The following is a 19,618-nucleotide window of genomic DNA, read 5'->3' on the forward strand; positions in this document are numbered from 1 at the left end:
CTGGGAAATCTTTACCATGCGTTTGCACTTGTTCAAGGCTCTACCCTTCGCTCTGGCCGCCTCTTTCGCCCATGCACAATCCTTACCGGAAGCCATGCAACAGGCACTGGATGTCCATCCGGAAATCCAGGCAGGGGTCAACAGTCGTTTGGCCGCGGATTATCAGTTAAAGGCTGCGAAAGGTGGATACCTGCCCAAGGTCGACCTGCTGGGCGGTTATGGCCGTGAGGGCACCGACAGCGTGACCACGCGCGCCAACGGTGGCGGCAACCACTGGGAGACGCTGAACCGCAGTGAGTCAAGTTTACGTCTCTCGCAAATGGTCTTTGACGGTTTTGCGACGTCGAGCGAAGTCGGGCGTCAACAAGCCACCGTCAACTCCCGCGCCTACTCCCTGCTGGGGACTTCCGAGCGCACCGCGCTGACCGTCGCCCAGGTGTACCTGGACGTGTTGACCCGCCGCGAATTCGTGCGTCTGGCCGAAGAAAACCTCAAGAGCCATCAGCGCATCTACGACCAGATTCAGCTGCGCACCCAGCGCGGCGTCGGCAGTGGTGCCGACCTCGATCAGGCCGAAGCGCGGATGGCACAGGCGCGTAATAACCTGATCACCGAGCAGACTAACCTCGCTGACTCCGAGACCAACTTCCTCAGCGCTGTCGGCCAGATGCCTGACCAGTTGGAGCGTCCGGCGCCGTTCATGGCAATGATGCCGGCCAACCTCAATGAAGCGCGGCAGCAGATGCTGGAAAACAGCCCGATCCTGCGCTCGGCCGAGTCCGATATCGCTGCTGCCGAGAAGCAGTACGAAACCGCCAAGTCGACCTTCTACCCACGTTTCGACGCCGAGCTGGGTCGCACCGCCGACAACGATCTCGACGGTCAGAACGGCCATAACAACGAGTGGCAGGCCATGCTGCGCATGCGCTTCAACCTGTACTCCGGTGGCAGCAACAAGGCCGATCTGGAATCCAAGTCGTACCTGTCGAACCAGGCGCTGGACATCCGCAACAACGCCCTGCGTCAGTTGAACGAAGAACTGGGCCTGGCCTGGAACGCCCTGAACAACGCCAATGCGCAGGTGCCGATCGCTCAGCAGTACGTTGATCACAGCACCGCCGTGCGTACCGCTTACCAGCGTCAATTCAGCCTCGGCGAGCGCACCCTGCTCGATTTGCTCGACAGCGAAAACGAGTTGTTCACCGCTTCGCGCCGTTTGGCCGAGATCAAGAACATTCAGTTATTTACTCAGTATCGAATCAAGGCGACCATGGGCGAGTTGCTCAAGAGCCAGGGAGTGGTCGCACCGTTGGCATCCGTCGTGCAGAACGATGTGAAGCCGAAGGTCCAACTGCCGGGTATGAATTGAGCAGAACCTTCATTGTTCAATTGTTAGCCAAGAGTGCCGAGCGTGGAATCAGAAGTCAGTCGAGTTCAACTCATTCATGATCCGCGCGCGATGCACGACGATCCGTTGCTGGATGGTCTGCTCGCTCTGTGCATGCTGCACCAGAAACCCGCCAGTGCCGCGATGCTCACCACCGGTCTGCCGCTGCCCAAGCAGCGCCTGAGCGTCGAGTTGCTGCCCCGCGCAGCGGCTCGCGCCGGGCTGCAGGGTCGGGTGCTGCAACGCAAGCTGGAAGAGATTCCGGCGATTGCCATGCCGGCGCTGTTGCTGCTCAAGGATGGCCGCAGCGCCGTCCTGCTCGGCTGGCAAGGTGACAACGAAGCCCGGGTGCTGCTCAGCGAAAGCGACGGCGGCGAATCGGTGGTCAGCCGCGAACTGCTGGCCGACGACTACACCGGCAAAGTGTTCTTCGCCCAGCCGCAGCACAAATTCGACGTCAACCACGGCACGCTGATCCCGCGTGCGCGCTCGTGGTTCCGCGATACCCTCAAGCGTTCGCGCTGGCTGTACGCCGATGCGATCGCCGCGAGTTTTCTGATCAACATCATCGCCATGGCCGCGCCGCTGTTCGTGATGAACGTCTACGACCGCGTGGTGCCGAACCAGGCCGAAGCGACCCTGTGGGTGCTGGCGCTGGGCATCACCGGTGCCTACATTTTCGACCTGATCCTCAAGAGCCTGCGCAGTCTGTGCCTGGATCTGGCCGGCAAGAAAACCGACCTGATCATCTCCGCGACGCTGTTCGAACGCATCGTCGGCATGGCCATGAAGTACCGCCCGGCGCGGGTCGGCAGTTTCGCGCAGAACATCCATGAGTTTCAGAGCCTGCGCGACTTTCTCGCCTCGCTGACCCTGACCAGCCTGATCGACCTGCCGTTCACCATTCTGATTTTCATCGTCATCGCGATTCTCGGCGGGCATTTGGTGTGGATTCCGGTGCTGGCGTTCCCGATTGCGCTGTTGATCGGTTACGCGTTGCAGAAGCCGCTGGTCGCGACCATGGAGCGCACCATGGCCCTCGGCGCCGAGCGTCAGTCGAGCCTGATCGAAACCCTCGCCGGCCTCGACGCGGTCAAGGTCAACAACGCCGAAAGCGAACGCCAATACCAGTGGGAGCAGACCATCGGTACTCTCAGCCGCCTTGAGCTGCGCGTGAAAATGCTCTCCGGTCTGGCGATGAATATCACCTTGCTGATCCAGCAACTGGCCGGGGTGATCATGATCGTCTTCGGCGTGTACCAGATCATCGCCGGCAACCTGAGCATGGGCGGTCTGATTGCCTGCTACATGCTTAGTGGCCGTGCGCTGAGCCCGCTGGCCTCGTTGTCCGGTCTGTTGACCCGCTACCAGCAGGCGCGGGTGACCATGACGTCGGTTGACCAGATGATGGAGCTGCCGCAGGAGCGCAATTTCGAAGAGCGTCCGCTGAGCCGCAAGGTGCTGCAAGGCGCGATCGAGTGCCGTCAGCTGAACTTCACCTACCCGGAACAACAGAACCCGGCGCTGAAGAACATCAACCTGGTCATCCGTCCCGGCGAGAAGATCGGCATCATCGGCCGCAGCGGCTCGGGCAAGAGTTCGTTGGCGAAACTGCTGGTCGGCCTGTACCAACCGGATGACGGCGCGCTGCTGGTAGATGGCGTCGACATCCGCCAGATCGACGTCAGCGAGCTGCGCTACAACATCGGCTACGTGCCGCAGGACATCCAGCTGCTGGCCGGCACCCTGCGCGACAATCTGGTTTCCGGCGCGCGTTATGTCGAAGACGAACTGGTGCTGCAAGCCGCAGAGCTCGCGGGCGTGCACGAATTCGCCCGCCTGCATCCGCAGGGTTATGAACTGCAAGTCGGTGAACGCGGGCAGAACCTGTCCGGCGGCCAACGGCAGAACGTCGCACTGGCGCGGGCGCTGCTGCTCAACCCGCCGATCCTGCTGCTCGACGAACCGACCAGCGCCATGGACAACACCGGCGAAGAACGCCTCAAGCAACGCCTGGCCGCCGTCGTTGAAAACAAGACCGTGGTGCTGGTGACGCACCGGGCCTCGCTGCTGTCGCTGGTCGACCGCCTGCTGGTGGTCGACCGTGGACAGATTCTCGCCGATGGCCCGAAAGCCGCCGTGATGGAAGCGTTGAAGAAGGGGCAGATCAGTGTTGCTTAAGTCGGGTGTCAAAGAGTCGATCCGCCGCTACTTCAAGGGTTCTGCCTCGCTGCAGGGCCAGCCGCTGCCGGAGGTCAACAAGGCGTTGATCGAGGACGCCCCGCGCGTCGTGCGCCTGACCATCTGGGCAATCATCGGCTTCTTCCTGTTCCTGCTGCTGTGGGCCAACTTCGCCGTGATCGACGAAGTGACCAAGGGCGACGGCAAGGCGATTCCGTCGTCGAAGATCCAGAAAATCCAGAACCTGGAGGGCGGGATCGTTTCGGAAATGTTCGTCAAGGAAGGCCAGATCGTCGAGGCCGGCGCACCGCTGATTCGCCTGGACGATACGCGATTTGCTTCCAACGTCGGCGAAACCGAGGCTGATCGCCTGTCGATGCTGTTGCGCGTCGAGCGCCTGAGCGCCGAGGTCGATGACCGTCCGCTGAACTTCCCGGAAGACGTGCTCAAAGCCGTGCCGGGTCAGGCGAAAAGCGAAGAGTCGTTGTACATCAGCCGTCGTCAGCAATTGCATGACGAAATCGGTGGTTTGCAGGAACAATTGATTCAGCGTCAGCAAGAACTGCGCGAATTCAGTTCCAAGCAAGCGCAATATCGTCAGCAACTGGGCCTGCAGCGCCAGGAAATCAACATGTCCGAACCACTGGTGGCACAGGGTGCCGTATCGCCGGTGGAAGTGCTGCGCCTCAAGCGTGCCGAAGTCGAAACCCGTGGTCAGCTCGACGCCACCACGCTGGCCATCCCGCGCGCCGAATCGGCAATCAAGGAGGTCCAGCGCAAGATCGACGAGACGCGCGGCAAATTCCGCAGCGAAGCGCTGACTCAGCTCAACGAAGCCCGCACCGACCTGAACAAGGCCCAGGCCACCGGCAAAGCGCTGGAAGACCGGGTCAGCCGGACGCTGGTCACCTCGCCGGTGCGCGGCATCGTCAACAAGTTGCTGGTCAACACCATCGGCGGCGTGATCCAGCCCGGCAGCGACATGGTGGAAATCGTGCCGCTGGATGACACCTTGCTGGTCGAAGCCAAGATCCGCCCGCAGGACATTGCCTTCCTGCATCCGGGGCAGGAAGCGATCGTCAAATTCACCGCGTACGACTACACCATTTATGGCGGGCTGAAAGCCAAACTGGAGCAGATCGGTGCCGACACCATCACCGACGAAGACAAGAAAACCACCTACTACATGATCAAGGTGCGCACCGAGCGCAGCCACTTGGGCACCGATGACAAGCCGCTGCTGATCATTCCGGGGATGGTGGCGTCGGTGGATATCATCACCGGCAAGAAATCGGTGCTGAGCTATCTGCTCAAGCCGATCATTCGGGCGCGGGCCGAGGCACTGCACGAGCGTTAGATTTGCAGCGCGGCTGATGGCCTCTTCGCGAGCAGGCTCGCTCCCACATTGGATCTTTGTTAAGCACTCATTTTGTGTTCACCAGCGAACCCCTGTGGGAGCGAGCCTGCTCGCGAAGGCGTCAGCGGGAATAACACACTCCTGTCAGTAAGTGACACAAATCGTCACTCACCATCCCGTCCATTCCTCACCAACCGCCATATCGTTATTCATTAACGGTATTTAATTTCCAGTTCTTATAGCTTTAAAGTCACCCACTTGCGTACCTGCCGACCAATCGGCGCGCCGCACGACCTGAACCGACACGCAATCCAGCGTGAGTGTCTGATCGACGTGCGCGCCTGTGAGCGCGCCGTGCGTGGGAGATTGAAAGATGTCCGCAGCTACTGCCACCCCAAGCGCCGCGACTGCCGCGCCGCAAAGCTTTGAAATCCGTCCGTTCAGCGGTGCCGTCGGTGCCGAGATCATCGGCCTGGACCTGACCCGGCCGGTCAACGATCAGGACTTCGCGCGCATTCATCGCGCGCATCTGGATCACCATGTCGTGGTGTTCCGCGACCAGCGCATCACCCCGCAACAGCAGATCGATTTCAGTCGCCGCTTCGGCGTGTTGCAGATTCACGTGCTCAAGCAGTTCCTGCTGGCCAATCACCCGGAAATCCTCATCGTTTCCAACATCGTCGAGAACGGCCAGAACATCGGCCTCGGTGACGCTGGCAAGTTCTGGCACTCCGACCTTTCCTATAAAGAGCTGCCGAGCCTCGGTTCGATGCTGCATGCGCAGGAATTGCCGTCCGAGGGCGGCGACACGTTGTTCGCCGACATGCACAAAGCCTGGGACAACCTGCCCGAGGCGCTGCGCAAAGCCGTGCAAGGCCGCTCGGCCGCGCATTCCTACACCGCGCGCTACAGCGAAACCAAATTCGAAGGCAACTGGCGTCCGACCCTGACCCCGGAGCAACTGGCGCAGGTCGCCGAAGTGGTGCATCCGATCGTCCGTACGCACCCGGAAAACGGCCGCAAGGCATTGTTCGTCAGCGAAGGCTTCACCACCCGCATCGTCGGCCTGCCGGAAGACGAGAGCAAACAACTGCTGGCCGAGCTCTACGCCCACAGCGTGCTGCCGCAAAACATCTACCGCCATCAGTGGCAGCCCCACGACATGGTGTTCTGGGACAACCGTTCGCTGATCCACCTTGCCGCCGGCTGCCCCGCGCACCTGCGCCGCAAGCTGTATCGCACGACCATCCAGGGCGACGCGCCTTTCTGATTTGCCGGAGATTCGATCATGTCCAAACGTCTTCCCTTTGCACCGCTGGCGGCGGCCATCGGCCTGGGTTTCAGCCTGCTTGCCGGTAGCCTGGTGGCGCCAACCGTGGCCCACGCCGAAGGTGAAATCCGCATCGCCGAACAGTTCGGGATTGTCTATTTATTGCTCAACGTGGTGCGCGATCAGGGCCTGATCGAGAAGTACGGCAAGCAGCAAGGCCTCGACATCAAGGTCGACTGGACGCAGCTCTCGGGCGGCGCGGCGGTCAACGATGCGCTGTTGTCGGGTTCTATCGACATTGCCGGCGCCGGCGTCGGCCCGCTGCTGACCATCTGGGATCGCACCCACGGCAAGCAGAACGTCAAGGCAGTCGCCTCGCTCGGCAACTTCCCGTACTACCTGGTCAGCAACAATCCCAAGGTCAAAACCATTGCCGACTTCACCGAGAAGGACCGCATTGCGGTGCCGGCGGTGGGCGTGTCGGTGCAGTCGCGCTTCCTGCAATTCGCCGCGGCCAAACAATGGGGAGACAAGGAATTCAATCGCCTCGACAAGTACACCATCGCCGTGCCGCACCCGGATGCGACCGCTGCGCTGATTGCCGGCGGCACCGAGCTGACCGGGCATTTCTCCAACCCGCCGTTCCAGGATCAGGCGCTGCAGAATTCCAACGTGCACGTGGTGCTCAACTCCTACGACATCCTCGGCCCGAACTCGCCGACGGTGCTGTTTGCCACCGAGAAATTCCGCAACGACAACCCGAAAACCTACAAAGCTTTCGTCGAGGCGCTGAGCGAAGCCGCGCAATTTGCGCAGAACGATAAGGGCGCGGCGGCGGACACCTACATCCGCGTGACCAAGGCCAGGATCGACCGCGCCGAGCTGCTGAAAATCATCGACAACCCGCAATTCGAATTCAGCGTCACGCCGAAAAATACCTATCCGCTGGCCGAATTCCTCTACCGCGTCGGCGCGATCAAGAACAAACCGGAGTCGTGGAAGGACTACTTCTTCCAGGACGCCAAACCGCTGCAAGGGAGCTGATCGAGATGAACGCCCCTTTGCAAGGCCACGCGGCCAGCAACCCGGTCGCCAGCACGCAAGCGCTGCTGGCGGTGGATAACGTCAGCCTCGAATACCGCACTCCGCAACGGGTGGTGCGGGCCACCCATCAGGTCAGCTTCGAAATCGATCCGGCGGACCGCTTTGTGCTGCTCGGCCCGTCCGGCTGCGGCAAGTCGACTTTGCTCAAGGCCGCTGCCGGTTTCATTGCGCCGAGCGAAGGCGAGATTCGCCTGCAAGGTCAGCGGGTCGAGGGACCCGGTCCGGACCGGATCGTGGTGTTCCAGGAGTTCGATCAACTGCCGCCGTGGAAAACCGTGAAACAGAACGTGATGTTTCCGCTGCTGGCCTCGCGAACCTTGAACAAAAAAGACGCTGAACAACGCGCGCTGCACTATCTGGAAAAAGTCGGACTGGCGGCGTTCGCCGATGCCTATCCCCACACCTTGTCCGGCGGCATGAAGGCGCGGGTGGCGATTGCCCGGGCGTTGGCGATGCAGCCGAAAATCCTTTTGATGGACGAGCCGTTCGCTGCGCTGGATGCGCTGACCCGGCGCAAGATGCAGGAAGAATTGCTGCTCTGGGAAGAAGTGCGCTTCACCTTGCTGTTCGTCACCCACTCGATTGAAGAGGCGTTGGTGGTCGGCAACCGCATCCTGTTGCTGTCGCCACATCCGGGGCGGGTGCGCGCCGAAGTGCACAGCCATCAATACGATCTGCAAAGCCTCGGCGGCGTGGCGTTTCAGGAATCGGCGCGGCGCATTCACCGTTTGCTGTTCGATGAAGGCCAGTCGCCGGAAACCGAGCGTGACCATGACTTCAACGACATTCGTATCGCTTATTGAGCGTTCTGGAGGATTGCCCGATGAGCCAGCCATCATCTGTACGACAAGAGTTTGAAACCGTCCTTGAACCATTGACCAGCGTGCCGCTTGAGCGCGAATTGCCGTTGGCGCAACGCCTGTGGCAACAGGGCTGGCTGCGTAAGAGTGTGATCCTGATTCTGCTGGCGATCCTCTGGGAAGTGATCGCCCGGGTGCAGAACAACGACCTGTTGCTGCCGAGCTTTCTGCAGACCGGCCACGCGCTGTACGACGGCCTGCTCAGCGGCGAGCTGCTGGGCAAGGTGTGGATATCGCTGGTGGTGCTGATCAAGGGTTACCTGATCGGTATCGTGCTGGCATTCGCCCTGACCACGCTGGCGGTGTCGACCCAGTTCGGTCGCGACCTGCTGAGCACCCTGACCTCGATGTTTAACCCGCTGCCGGCGATTGCCTTGCTGCCGCTGGCGTTGCTCTGGTTCGGCCTTGGGCAGAACAGCCTGATTTTCGTGCTGGTGCATTCGGTGCTGTGGGCGCTGGCGTTGAACACCTACGCAGGCTTTCTCGGCGTCTCGGAAACCCTGCGCATGGCCGGGCGTAACTACGGGCTGAAGGGCATGCGTTTTGTGCTGTTCATCCTGATCCCGGCAGCGCTGCCGTCGATCCTCGCCGGGTTGAAAATCGGCTGGGCGTTTGCCTGGCGCACGCTGATCGCCGCCGAGCTGGTGTTCGGCGCCACCAGCGGCAAGGGCGGGTTAGGCTGGTACATCTTCCAGAACCGCAATGAGCTGTACACCGACAAGGTGTTTGCCGGATTGGCGGTGGTGATCCTGATCGGGTTGCTGGTGGAGAATCTGGTGTTCGACACGCTGGAGCGGGTCACCGTAAAGCGCTGGGGCATGCAGCGCTGATGTGTATTGACTGAGCTGGCCCTATCGCTGGCAAGCCAGCTCCCACAGGAGTTTCGCCGGCCATAGACTTTGTGGAAGCTCACAATCCTTGTGGGAGCTGGCTTGCCAGCGATGGTGTCCTTAAAGCCGCCAACTTAAGGGATGTTTGCTAGCATTGCACCCGGATCAATCCAGATCAGCCACGAGTGCTCTGCATGCAACTCCCGGACATGAATCTCCTGGTCGCCCTCGACGCCCTGCTCGACGAGGGCAGTGTGGTTGGCGCCGCGCGGCGGATGAACCTCAGCCCTGCCGCCATGAGCCGCACCCTGACGCGTATCCGCGAGGCGATCGGCGATCCGATCCTGGTGCGCGCCGGTCGTGGCCTGGTACCCACCCCCAAAGCCCTCGAATTGCGCGAGCAGGTGCGCGATGTGGTCGAGCAGGCGGCGCTGCTGTTTCGCTCCGCCGACAGCGTGGATTTGGGTACCTTGCGGCGGCGCTTCAGTATCCGCGCCAATGACTTTTTCATCGGCGTGTACGGCGGCAAGCTGTTCGACACCCTCGACCAGCAGGCGCCGCACTGCGAATTGCGCTTCGTTCCCGAGGGCGATGGCGACGACGAAGCGCTGCGCGAAGGACGGATTGATCTGAGTGTCAGCAACACCCGTCCGGTGACCCCGGAAGTCAAAGTGCAGAACCTGTTCTCCACGCATTTTGTCGGTCTGGTGCGTGAGGATCATCCACTGCTCGACGGCGAAATCACCGCCGAGCGCTATGCCGGTTATTCGCATATCAGCATGTCGCGCCGTGGCATTGCTCGCGGCCCCATCGACACTGCGTTGAACGCCTTGGGCCTGGAGCGGCGGGTGGCGGTGATTGCACCAAGCTTCCACGCGGCGATGTTTGCCTTGCCCGATTCCGACCTGATCCTGCCGGTGCCCAAGGAAGCGTTGCTCAGCGTGCGCCGACTGGGCCTGAAGCTGCGCTCGTTCAATCTGCCGATCCCGTTGCCGACGCTGATGCTGACCCAGGCCTGGCACCCGCGCTTCGACAAGGACCCGGCGCACCGCTGGCTGCGCGAAACGCTGAAGGCCTGTTGCGATGAGACGTGGCTGGCCGCGCAGCCCTGAAGGGCCAAAAGATCGCAGCCTTCGGCAGCTCCTACAGGGAAGCGGAGTCCGTAGGAGCTGCCGAAGGCTGCGATCTTTTGCTTTAAACTATTGTGTCTGACGCACTTATAACCTGCCAATAAGTCAATTTTCGTCAGCACTAAGCCTTACTAAAATGCTCCGGTATTTTCCCTCCGGAGTGTGTACTCATGACATCCCTGACCGTCCCGGCGAACGTCGCTGCGGCCAGTCCGGCGACGGCGGCCACGCCACCGGTGTTCGGCGCGCGGATCATCACTGGTCTGGTCGGCGTGCTGCTGGCGGTGCTGGTCTCGGGCCTCAACGAGATGGTGACCAAAGTCGCTTTGGCCGACATCCGTGGTGCGCTGAACATCGGTTACGACGAAGGCACCTGGCTGGTGTCCTGCTACGCCGCGACTTCGGTGGCGGCGATGGCGTTTGCGCCGTGGTGCTCGGTGACGTTTTCCCTGCGCCGCTTCACCCTCTGCGCGATCAGTCTGTTCACGCTGCTCGGCGTGCTGTGCCCGTTTGCCCCGAACTACGAAAGCCTGCTGCTGATGCGCACCTTGCAAGGCCTGGCGGGAGGCGCGTTGCCGCCGATGCTGATGACCGTCGCCCTGCGCTTTCTGCCGGCCAATTTCAAACTTTATGGCCTGGCCGGCTATGCGCTGACGGCGACGTTCGGCCCGGGTCTTGGCACGCCGCTGGCCGGGTTGTGGAGCGAATACGTCGGCTGGCAATGGACGTTCTGGCAAATCATCGTGCCGTGTCTGATTGCCATGGCGATGGTGGCCTGGGGCATTCCGCAGGATCCGCTGCGCCTGGAACGCCTCAAGACCTTCAACTGGAAAGGCCTGCTGCTGGGTTTTCCGGCGATCTGCATGCTGGTGATTGGCTTGCTCCAGGGCAATCGGCTGGACTGGTTCGAGTCGAGCCTGATCTGCGCATTGCTCGGCGCCGGCGCGCTGTTGCTGCTGGCGTTTCTGATCCATGAATGGTCGCAGCCGATTCCGTTTTTCAAGCTGCAGATGCTCGGCATTCGCAACCTGGCGTTCGCACTGATGACCCTGGCCGGGGTGCTGGTGGTGTTGCAGGCGGTGGTGCTGATTCCGTCGAGCTATCTCGCGCAGGTGCAGGGTTATCGCCCGGTGCAGACCGCGCCGATCATGCTGATTGCGGCGTTGCCGCAGCTGATCGCGCTGCCGCTGGTGGCGGCGCTGTGCAACCTGCGCTGGGTCGATTGTCGCTGGGTGCTGGGCATCGGTTTGAGCATGCTCACGCTGTCCTGCCTGGGCGGCTCGCTGCTGACTTCGGAGTGGATCCGCGACAACTTCTACGTCCTGCAATGGTTGCAGATTTTCGGTCAGCCGATGTCGGTGCTGCCGCTGTTGATGCTCTCGACCGGCAGCATCCAGCCGCAGGACGGCCCGTTCGCTTCGGCGTGGTTCAACACGGTGAAAGGCCTCGCGGCGGTGATCGCCACCGGCGTCATCGAGGCGCTGACCACCGCGCGCCTGCATTTTCACTCGACCATGTTGATCGACAACCTCGGTAATTCACCGTTGGCCGATCGCAGCGATCCGGGCCTTGCCCATCGCCTGCACGAACAGGCCGTGGTGCTGACGTCCTCTGATCTCTATGTGTGCATGGCCGGCGTCGCGGTGGCGCTAATCCTGCTGATTTTCTGGCTGCCGACGCGGATTTTTCCGCCGCGCGCGCCGACCTGATTGCTTCACAGATACCGAAGGTTTTTATGACGACTCAAGCAAAGCAAAAACTCGCGGTGGCCGTGGCCGCCGCACTGGCGGTCGGCGTGTTGCTGTCCCTGGCGGTGCCGGGACTGTTCGGCAAGCGCACCCAGCAAAACACCAACGACGCGTTCGTTTCCGCCGACTACACGTTAGTGGTGCCGCGCGTGGCCGGGTTCATCAAGGAAGTGCTGGTGGAAGACAACCAGCAGGTCAAGGCCGGGCAATTGCTGGCGTTGATCGATGATCGCGATTTGCGCGCCGCCGCTGAAGCGGCCGATGCGCAAACCCTGGTCGCCCGGGCTCAGCTGCAAAACGCCAAGGCGACGCTGGAGCGGCAGACCTCGGTGATTGCTCAGGCGCAGGCCTCGGTGGTCTCGGCCAAGGCAGAAATGGCCTTCGCCCAGCAGGAACTCAATCGCTACAACCACCTCGCCGGTGTAGGTGCCGGCACGGTGCAGAACGCGCAACAAGCCCGCACGCGTATTGATCAGGCAACCGCTCGGCTCGATACCGCCAGCGCGAAGCTCGCGGCTGAGCGCAAGCAGGTAGAGATTCTCTCCGCGCAGCGCGATGCCGCCGAAGGCAATCTGAAGCATGCGCAAGCGGCACTGGAAATCGCCAGTTTCGAGCTGTCGTATACGCGCATCACTGCGCCGCAGGACGGCATGGTCGGCGAGCGTGCGGTGCGCGTCGGAGCCTATGTCACGCCGGGCAGCAAGCTGCTGGCGGTGGTGCCGTTGCAGCAGGCGTATGTGGTTGCCAACTTCCAGGAAACCCAACTTACCGACGTGCAGCCGGGGCAGCACGTACAGGTACGCGTCGACAGCCTCGGCGGCGAGGCCTTGAACGGTCGCGTCGAAAGCATCGCCCCGGCGACCGGCGTGACATTCGCCGCGGTGAAACCGGATAACGCCACGGGCAACTTCACCAAAGTCGTGCAGCGGATTCCGGTGAAGATCGTGCTTGAGCCGGGTCAGCCAATGGCCGAGCGTTTGCGGGTGGGCATGTCGGTGGAGGCGAGTATCGACACTCGCCGTTCGGCGTCGGCGAAGCGCGAGGTGACTCAGCGATGATTTTTGTTGAATCGGCTGGCGCCATCGCTGGCAAGCCAGCTCCCACAGAGGGTGTGCAGACTGGCCGGGATTCTCACTCCAAACAGAGTTCTCTGTGGGAGCTGGCTTGCCAGCGAAGAGGCCCGTGGCAACAACTCACCTTAAGTGCCTTGCTTACCCTTGGCCTCAGCGCCTGCACCGTCGGCCCGGACTTCCACAAGCCTGAAGCCCGCCAGATCACCGACTGGGCCAAACCCGCCAAGTCCGCCCCCAGCCAGGCGGTCAGCGAACCGCTGAACGAACGCTGGTGGGAGGTTTTCCACGACCCGCAACTCTCAGCCCTGACCCAGCGGGCGATGAACAGCAACCTCGATCTGCAGCTGGCCGGCAGCCGCTTGCAACAAAGCCGTGCCGCGCGCCAGGTGATCACCGCTGATCGCTACCCGAACACCGCCGCTAACGGCAGCTACGCGCGAAAGCGCAACAGTGGCGAAGGCCTGAATGACCCGTCCGGGCACAACGGCGATTCCGCCTTCAACCTGTGGGACGCCGGTTTTTCCGCCTCGTGGGAACTGGATGTCTGGGGCCGCGTGCGCCGTGAAACCGAAGCCGCCGATGCCAACCTCGAAGTCGCCGAAAACGACCGTCGCGGCGTGCTGCTCGCGGTCCTCGCCGATACAGCACAGAACTACATCCAGCAGCGCGGCGTGCAAAACACCCGCGCGGTCACCGAGCAGAACCTCGACGTCGCCCGGCACAGCCTCAAGCTGTCGCAACTGCGCCTCAACGACGGTGTGGCAACCGATCTGGATGTCGCCGAAGCCGCCGCTCAGGTCGCGGCCATCGAATCGCGTCTGCCAGCGCTTGAACAACGCCAGTCGCAACTGATCAACGCGATCAGTCTGTTGATGGGCGAGCCACCGCAAGCGCTGGCCAAAGAGTTATCCACAGACGCTGCCGTGCCGCAGTCACCGCTGCAAGTCGCCATCGGCCTGCCGTCGCAACTGGCCGAACGCCGACCGGACATCCGCCAGGCCGAGGCGCGCCTGCACGCGGCCACTGCCAACATCGGCGTGGCCAAAGGCGATTTTTATCCGCGCATCACCCTGTCCGGCAACTTTGGTTCGCAGGCAATGCAGCTGAGCGATTTCGGTTCCTGGGGCTCGCGAGCTTTCGGTATCGGACCGCAATTCAGCCTGCCGCTGTTCGACGGCGGCCGCCTGCGCGGCATGCTGCAACTGCGCGAAGCCCAGCAACAGGAAGCGGCCATCGCCTATCAGCAGACCGTGCTGCGCGCCTGGCATGAAATCGACGACCAGTTGACGGCCTACAACGCCAGCCAGCGCCGCCGCGACAGCCTCGCCGAAGCCGTGCGGCAGAACCAGATCGCCCTGCGCACCGCGCAACAGCAATACGTCGAAGGCGTGGTCGATTTCGTCAACGTCCTTACCGTGCAAGGCGCGTTGCTGGCCACTCAGGAGCAGTGGGTGGAGAGTTCGACGGGTGTGTCGTTGGCGATGGTCGGGTTATACAAGGCGTTGGGTGGGGGATGGGAGTCGGTGTATCCGGTGGGGGAGATGGCGCAGCGTTGAGATTGCGTCTGAGGGAGCAAATCGGCGAATTCGATTGGCCACTATACGGCTATTGCACAGTGGAAGATTCACAGGTTGAAGCGGGTTATGGCTGTTCAGCCTGCGAAATTTTCGATTTTGATTTGCCCGTCGGGAAAGGTCGCGATGATTTCAAGTTCGCCACCCATTGCCCGGATATAGTTGCGCAGCGTGCTGATGTACATATCGGTACGGCGCTCCATTTTCGAGATGGCCGCTTGGTTGACGTGCAGCATTTCAGCCAGCGTGGCCTGGCTCAAGGCCTTGGCTTGTCGCAGTTCGTTAAGCGGCATTTCCTTGATGTGTTGTTCGTAGATCGAATCGGCAAGCGCCCGTGCTTCGGGTGTCATGCGTGCTTCGAGGTCGGCGAATTTCTTAGCCATTGTTGCGACCCTCTTTGCGCAATGTTTCGAGATGCTCATCGTACAGTCGATCGGCGAGCGGGATGTTGAGTTCATACCAGCGGTCCAGACCGGTTTTATCTCCACCGATCAAAAGCAACGCGCAGCGTCTTGGATCAAACGCATAGAGCACGCGATACGGTCGCCCGCCATGCTGGACGCGCAATTCCCGTAAATGACCATGCCGCGCGCCATTGATTGCACTGCTATGCGGAAAACGCAGGCCTGGGCCGAATTGCCCAAGCAGTTTGACGCTTGCCGCCACAGAACTCTGCTCGCTCTCAGTCAGTTCTTCCCACCAGTTGCCGAACTCGTCGGTGTATTCGATATCCCAATTCATGGGCACTAATATGAGTGTTATGGAATATTCCATCAAAGTCATATTTTCGATGGGTTGACCATAGCGCTTCGGTCGGATTACAGCAAGCGTAACGGCACAGTGATGGCCTTTCGCTTGACGCTATTCCCCGCTGTCGTAGACTCCGCTCATCCGTCAGGGAGTAGCGGTTATGCAGCGTTTGCGCGGTTGGGTTATCGGATTGACCTTTGTTACGTGTGCAGTTCAGGCGCAAACGCCCGGGCCAGACGATCCGCTGCTGGATAACGCAGCGCCTGCGACAGCCACGGCGAGCAGTGAGGCGCGGGGTGTGTTGCGCGCTCGGGATCAGGCAACGCTGGCCAGTGAGTTGTCCGGGCGGATTGTCGAGTTGCCGTTCAGCGAGGGCGAGTCGTTCAAGAAGGGCGATGTGCTGGCGAAGTTCGATTGCTCGGCGTATCAGGCGCAGCTCAATGCCGCCCAGGCCGCCAGTCGCGGTGCCGGTGAGGAGCTGGCGCACAATCGGCAACTGGCGGCGCTCAATTCCGTCGGGCGTTTCGAAGTGGCGCGGGCCGAGGCCAAAGTCAGCGAGACCCAGGCGCAATCTCAGGTTTATCAGGTTCAGGTCAAACGCTGCAGCGTGGTTGCACCGTTCGACGGGCAAGTGGTCGAGCGCAAGGTACAACGCTACGAAAGTGTGCCGGCCGGCGCGCCACTGCTCGATGTCGTCGACAACCGTACCCTGGAAATTCACCTGCTGGTGCCCTCACGCTGGATGGCCAGACTCAAGCCAGGCCAGACCTTCAGTTTCGTTCCCGATGAGACTGGCCAGCCCATCGACGCCACGGTCAAACGACTCGGTGCGCGGATTGACGAAGGCAGTCAGACCCTGTTGCTGGTCGCCACACTTCCCGAAGCCAAGGGCTTGCTCGCCGGCATGAGCGGCACGGCGCATTTTGCGGAGCTTAAATGAACGCCCCGGTGGCCGGCGGCGCCGAACAGGTGTTTGCGCGGTTTCTGGATCTCGAACGACAGACACGCGCTGCTCGCGATGCCTCGCAACTGGCCTATAGCCTGGTCAACGACGGCCAGGCGCTGTTCGGGTATCGCCATGCGGCATTACTGATCGCTGGCAAGGTACAGGCGGTGACTGGCGTCAGTACGGTCGAGCCGAATGCACCGTTTGTGGCATTCGTCGAGCAGGCGGTGGCGCAGTTGTTCAAGCAGGATGGATTGAAGATTGCGCGGGTCATCACGCCTGAGCGGGTGGGCGAAGCGATTCAGGCTGACTGGCGCAGTCTGTCTGCCGCTCAGGTGTTCTGGCTGCCACTGATCGACCGCGAGGGCGAGGTGTTCGGCGGTTTGTGGCTGGCCCGCGACGTGCCGTGGAATCCTTCCGAACAAGTTCTGTTGTCACAACTGGGCGACACCTACAGCCATGCGTGGCTGGCGCTGCAGCCGCGCAAACCGTGGCGGTTGCGCTGGACGCGCAAGCGTCAGGTGGCGCTGGTGGCGGTGCTGTTGCTCGGGTTGTTGATCCCGGTGCGCCAGTCAGTGCTGGCCCCGGCCGAGGTGGTGCCGCAGGGCGGGCGCGTGGTGGCGGCGCCGCTGGACGGGGTGATCGCCGAGTTTCTGGTCAAGCCCAATCAACCGGTGAAAACCGGCGACCTGCTGCTGCGGTTTGAAAGCACCACCCTCAAGGCCCAGGCCGATGTGGCCGAGCGTGCCTTGGGCGTGGCGGAAGCAGAGCTGAAATCCAACTCGCAACGTTCATTTGCCGATGCCGAGTCCAGTGCCAGGGTCGATTTGCTCGCCGCCCGTGCCGAGCAAAAACGCGCCGAGCGCGATTACGCCCGCGAGTTGCTGGCGCGCAGCGAAGTGCGCGCCGAGCGTGACGGGATCGCCGTGTTCGCCGATGCCGAACGCCTGACCGGCAGACCGGTGCAGACCGGCGAGCGCTTGATGGAAATCGCCGACCCGAATCAGGCCGAACTGCGCATCGAACTGGCGGTGGGCGACGCGATTGCGCTGGAACCGGGCGCCGATATTGCGTTGTTCCTCGACAGCGATCCGCTGCAACGCCACACCGCCAGACTTGAGCGTTCGGCCTATGAAGCGCAGCCCACCGCTGGCGGCCAACTGGCGTATCGACTGGATGCGAATTTTACCGAGGCACCGCCGCGCATCGGCCTGCGCGGTACGGCCAAGATATTCGGCGACCGCGCGCCGCTGGCCTTGTATCTGCTGCGCCGCCCGCTCGCCGGTCTGCGCCAGAGCGTGGGCCTGTAAATGAATCTGCCGAGCCTGCGTGCCGACCTGCAACTGTCGCCCGCGGCGCCGGCACTGGACGGTTCACCGCGCTGGACCCTGGCCGATCCGGTGCGCGGTCGTTATTTCAAACTTGGTGCGGCGGCGATGCGTCTGTTGCGCCACTGGTCGCTGGGCGATCCCGAGCAAGTGCTGCGCGCCGCCAACCGCGAACCGGGCCTGCCGCTGGACGGCGTCGAGTTGGAGCAACTGCTGACATTTCTGCGCGGGCATGACCTGATCAGCGCCCTTGACGATCAGCAGCGTGCCAGTTACTCGCTCAAGGCCCTCGCGCAACGGCAGAGCCTGTGGAAAATCCTGCTTCACCAATATCTGTTTTTTCGCATTCCATTGTGGCGCCCGGACGCTTTTCTCAATCGCGCGTGGCCGTGGCTGGAGCGCTTCGGACCACGACTGTTGCGCGTCGGTCTGCCGGTAACGCTGGCGCTCGGGGTGTTTCTGGTTTCGCGGGACTGGCAGCGCTTTGTCGGCACCTTTCCGCACCTGTTCAGCCTCGGTGGGGCGCTCTCGTTTGGTGTGGCGCTGTTCTTCGCCAAGCTCTGTCACGAGTTTGGCCACGCATTCATGGCCAAGCGCGCCGGGTGTCGGGTGCAGAGCATGGGCGTGGCGTTCATGGTCTTGCTGCCGATGTTTTACACCGACGTCAGCGACGCCTGGCGGGTCAACGACCGGCGTGCACGGCTACTGATCGGCGCCGGCGGGGTGCTGGCGGAGTTGTTGCTGGCGTGCATCGCGTTGCTGGTCTGGTCGCTATTGCCCGACGGCCCGGCCCGGACGGCGGCGTTCATGCTCGCCAGTGCGACCTGGATCACCACGCTGGTGGTCAATCTCAACCCGTTCATGCGTTTCGATGGCTACTTTTTGCTCAGTGACCTGTGGGAGGTCGACAACCTGCAGGGCCGGGCCTTTGCCCTGTGTCGCTGGCGGTTGCGCGAATTTTTGTTCGGCTATGGCGCTCCGGCGCCAGAGCCTTGGTCGCCGAAGATGCAACGGCGTTTGCTGATCTGGGGGTATGGCTCGTGGTTGTGGCGTGCGGCGTTGTTTTTCGGGATCGCGCTGGCGGTCTATCACCTGTTCTTCAAGGTATTGGGGATTTTCCTGATGCTAGTGGAGCTGGTGTGGTTCATCTTTCTGCCAATCATGAATGAGTGGCGCCAGTGGTGGAGCCGTCGCGAACAGGCCCACGGTGCGCGTGTGCTGCTGAGCAGTCTCGCTGTGCTTGGTCTGCTGCTGGTGCTGATCGTGCCGTGGCGCAGCGCGGTGGAACTGCCAACGATGCTTGAGGGCGGTCGGGCCAGTGCGTTGCATGCGCCGGTGGCGGCACGGGTCAAAACAGTCAAGGTCACGGACGGGCAGACGGTCGCTCAGGGTGATGTGTTGATCGAACTGGAGTCGCCGGATCTCGATTCGCAGCAGGCCATCGTCCGCCGGGAAATCCAGATCCAGCAATTGCTGATGCGCCGACAGGCCGGTCGCAGTGAAACCGCGGCCGACGCCAGTATCATCGAGCAACGCCTCGCCGAAGCCGTGGCGCAATACCGTGGTCTGAGCGCTCGCCGCGAACGCCTGCTGCTGCGCGCGCCCCATGCCGGCACTGTGCGTGATGTGCTGCCCAATCTGACGCCGGGGCGCTGGCTGTCGAGCAAGGATGCGCTGGCGCGGGTGGTCGAGGACGGTTCGCGCCTGCGCGGCTATATCGCCGAAGCCGAGTTGTGGCGGGTCCAGCCGGGTGCGACCGGGCGGTTCATCGCCGATGATCCGATGCATCCGGCGCTCGCCGTAAAACTGGATGAAATCGATACCAATGGCGTGGCCTATGTCGATCAGGAGGCGCTGACCTCCGATCATCACGGGCCGATTGCCGTGCGCCGCGATCAACAGCAACGAGCCGAGCCTGTACAGGCGCAATATGGCGCGCGATTGACTACGCTGGATCAGCCGCCCACCCCGGTTCAACCGTTGCGCGGTGTGGTGGTGCTGCAGGGCAGCGGCGAGTCGGTACTCGGCGTGGCCTGGCGCCGGTTGGCGGCGCTGGGGGTCAGGGAAAGCGGTTTTTAGG

At 62.1% G+C, this 19,618-nt stretch carries 16 protein-coding genes; 14 read left to right on the forward strand and 2 right to left on the reverse strand.

Annotated elements, in window-relative coordinates:
- The first annotated feature begins 16 nt into the window (after positions 1-16).
- The 11 genes from ACYZUM_RS27685 to ACYZUM_RS27735 all read left to right on the forward strand — a co-directional run bounded on the left by ACYZUM_RS27685 (position 17) and on the right by ACYZUM_RS27735 (position 14,496).
- On the forward strand, positions 17-1,369 hold the full coding sequence (locus ACYZUM_RS27685) for a TolC family outer membrane protein (protein ID WP_041070916.1): 1,353 nt from the start codon (positions 17-19) through the stop codon (positions 1,367-1,369).
- 42 nt (positions 1,370-1,411) lie between these two features.
- Complete coding sequence (locus ACYZUM_RS27690) at positions 1,412-3,568, forward strand: type I secretion system permease/ATPase (RefSeq protein ID WP_027611114.1); 2,157 nt, start codon at positions 1,412-1,414, stop codon at positions 3,566-3,568.
- Positions 3,558-4,925, forward strand: coding sequence for an HlyD family type I secretion periplasmic adaptor subunit (locus ACYZUM_RS27695; protein WP_041070920.1), 1,368 nt, complete (start codon positions 3,558-3,560; stop codon positions 4,923-4,925). Before ACYZUM_RS27690 ends, ACYZUM_RS27695 begins: the two co-directional genes overlap by 11 nt.
- Before the next feature lie 373 nt (positions 4,926-5,298).
- Entirely contained in the window at positions 5,299-6,195 is an 897-nt protein-coding gene (locus ACYZUM_RS27700) for a TauD/TfdA dioxygenase family protein (RefSeq protein ID WP_108181299.1), read from the forward strand.
- An 18-nt stretch (positions 6,196-6,213) separates the two neighbouring features.
- Positions 6,214-7,239, forward strand: coding sequence for an ABC transporter substrate-binding protein (locus tag ACYZUM_RS27705; RefSeq protein WP_108181300.1), 1,026 nt, complete (start codon positions 6,214-6,216; stop codon positions 7,237-7,239).
- Between the two features lie 5 nt (positions 7,240-7,244).
- Positions 7,245-8,102, forward strand: coding sequence for an ABC transporter ATP-binding protein (locus ACYZUM_RS27710; protein WP_108181301.1), 858 nt, complete (start codon positions 7,245-7,247; stop codon positions 8,100-8,102).
- Between the two features lie 20 nt (positions 8,103-8,122).
- Positions 8,123-8,989 carry an ABC transporter permease gene (locus tag ACYZUM_RS27715; RefSeq protein ID WP_108181302.1) on the forward strand — a complete coding sequence of 289 codons (867 nt, stop codon included), beginning with the start codon at positions 8,123-8,125 and terminating at the stop codon, positions 8,987-8,989.
- 194 nt (positions 8,990-9,183) lie between these two features.
- Positions 9,184-10,101, forward strand: a complete 918-nt coding sequence (locus tag ACYZUM_RS27720) for a LysR family transcriptional regulator (protein ID WP_041070933.1) — start codon at positions 9,184-9,186, stop codon at positions 10,099-10,101.
- Between the two features lie 188 nt (positions 10,102-10,289).
- Positions 10,290-11,828: an MFS transporter gene (locus ACYZUM_RS27725; RefSeq protein WP_108181303.1), complete on the forward strand. Its 1,539-nt coding sequence runs from the start codon at positions 10,290-10,292 to the stop codon at positions 11,826-11,828.
- Positions 11,829-11,854: 26 nt separating this feature from the next.
- The gene (locus ACYZUM_RS27730; RefSeq protein ID WP_108181304.1) at positions 11,855-12,925 is read left to right on the forward strand and encodes an HlyD family secretion protein; all 1,071 of its coding nucleotides are present in this window, start codon (positions 11,855-11,857) and stop codon (positions 12,923-12,925) included.
- A complete protein-coding gene (locus tag ACYZUM_RS27735; RefSeq protein WP_473061214.1) occupies positions 12,922-14,496 on the forward strand; it encodes an efflux transporter outer membrane subunit in 1,575 nt (524 codons plus the stop codon). Before ACYZUM_RS27730 ends, ACYZUM_RS27735 begins: the two co-directional genes overlap by 4 nt.
- Positions 14,497-14,591: 95 nt before the next feature.
- On the opposite strand, the gene ACYZUM_RS27740 is transcribed toward ACYZUM_RS27735, so the two are convergent.
- Together ACYZUM_RS27740 and ACYZUM_RS27745 are read right to left on the reverse strand one after the other, a co-directional pair.
- Positions 14,592-14,897, reverse strand: a complete 306-nt coding sequence (locus ACYZUM_RS27740; RefSeq protein WP_098966556.1) for an XRE family transcriptional regulator — start codon at positions 14,895-14,897, stop codon at positions 14,592-14,594.
- Positions 14,890-15,255 (reverse strand): type II toxin-antitoxin system RelE/ParE family toxin, encoded by a 366-nt coding sequence (locus tag ACYZUM_RS27745; protein WP_108181305.1) that lies wholly within the window; start codon positions 15,253-15,255, stop codon positions 14,890-14,892. Before ACYZUM_RS27745 ends, ACYZUM_RS27740 begins: the two co-directional genes overlap by 8 nt.
- Positions 15,256-15,424: 169 nt before the next feature.
- Between ACYZUM_RS27745 and ACYZUM_RS27750 the strand changes: the two genes are divergently transcribed.
- From ACYZUM_RS27750 to ACYZUM_RS27760, 3 genes are read left to right on the forward strand one after another with little or no spacing between them, the layout of a single operon-like run.
- Positions 15,425-16,204 carry an efflux RND transporter periplasmic adaptor subunit gene (locus tag ACYZUM_RS27750; protein ID WP_108181306.1) on the forward strand — a complete coding sequence of 260 codons (780 nt, stop codon included), beginning with the start codon at positions 15,425-15,427 and terminating at the stop codon, positions 16,202-16,204.
- Entirely contained in the window at positions 16,201-17,520 is a 1,320-nt protein-coding gene (locus ACYZUM_RS27755; RefSeq protein WP_086794970.1) for an efflux RND transporter periplasmic adaptor subunit, read from the forward strand. The genes ACYZUM_RS27750 and ACYZUM_RS27755 overlap by 4 nt, the downstream gene beginning before the upstream one ends.
- Positions 17,521-19,617, forward strand: coding sequence for a site-2 protease family protein (locus ACYZUM_RS27760; protein WP_108181307.1), 2,097 nt, complete (start codon positions 17,521-17,523; stop codon positions 19,615-19,617). It abuts the gene before it with no gap.
- Position 19,618: the final 1 nt, after the last annotated feature.

It is taken from the genome of Pseudomonas sp. m6p (genome assembly GCF_055760375.1).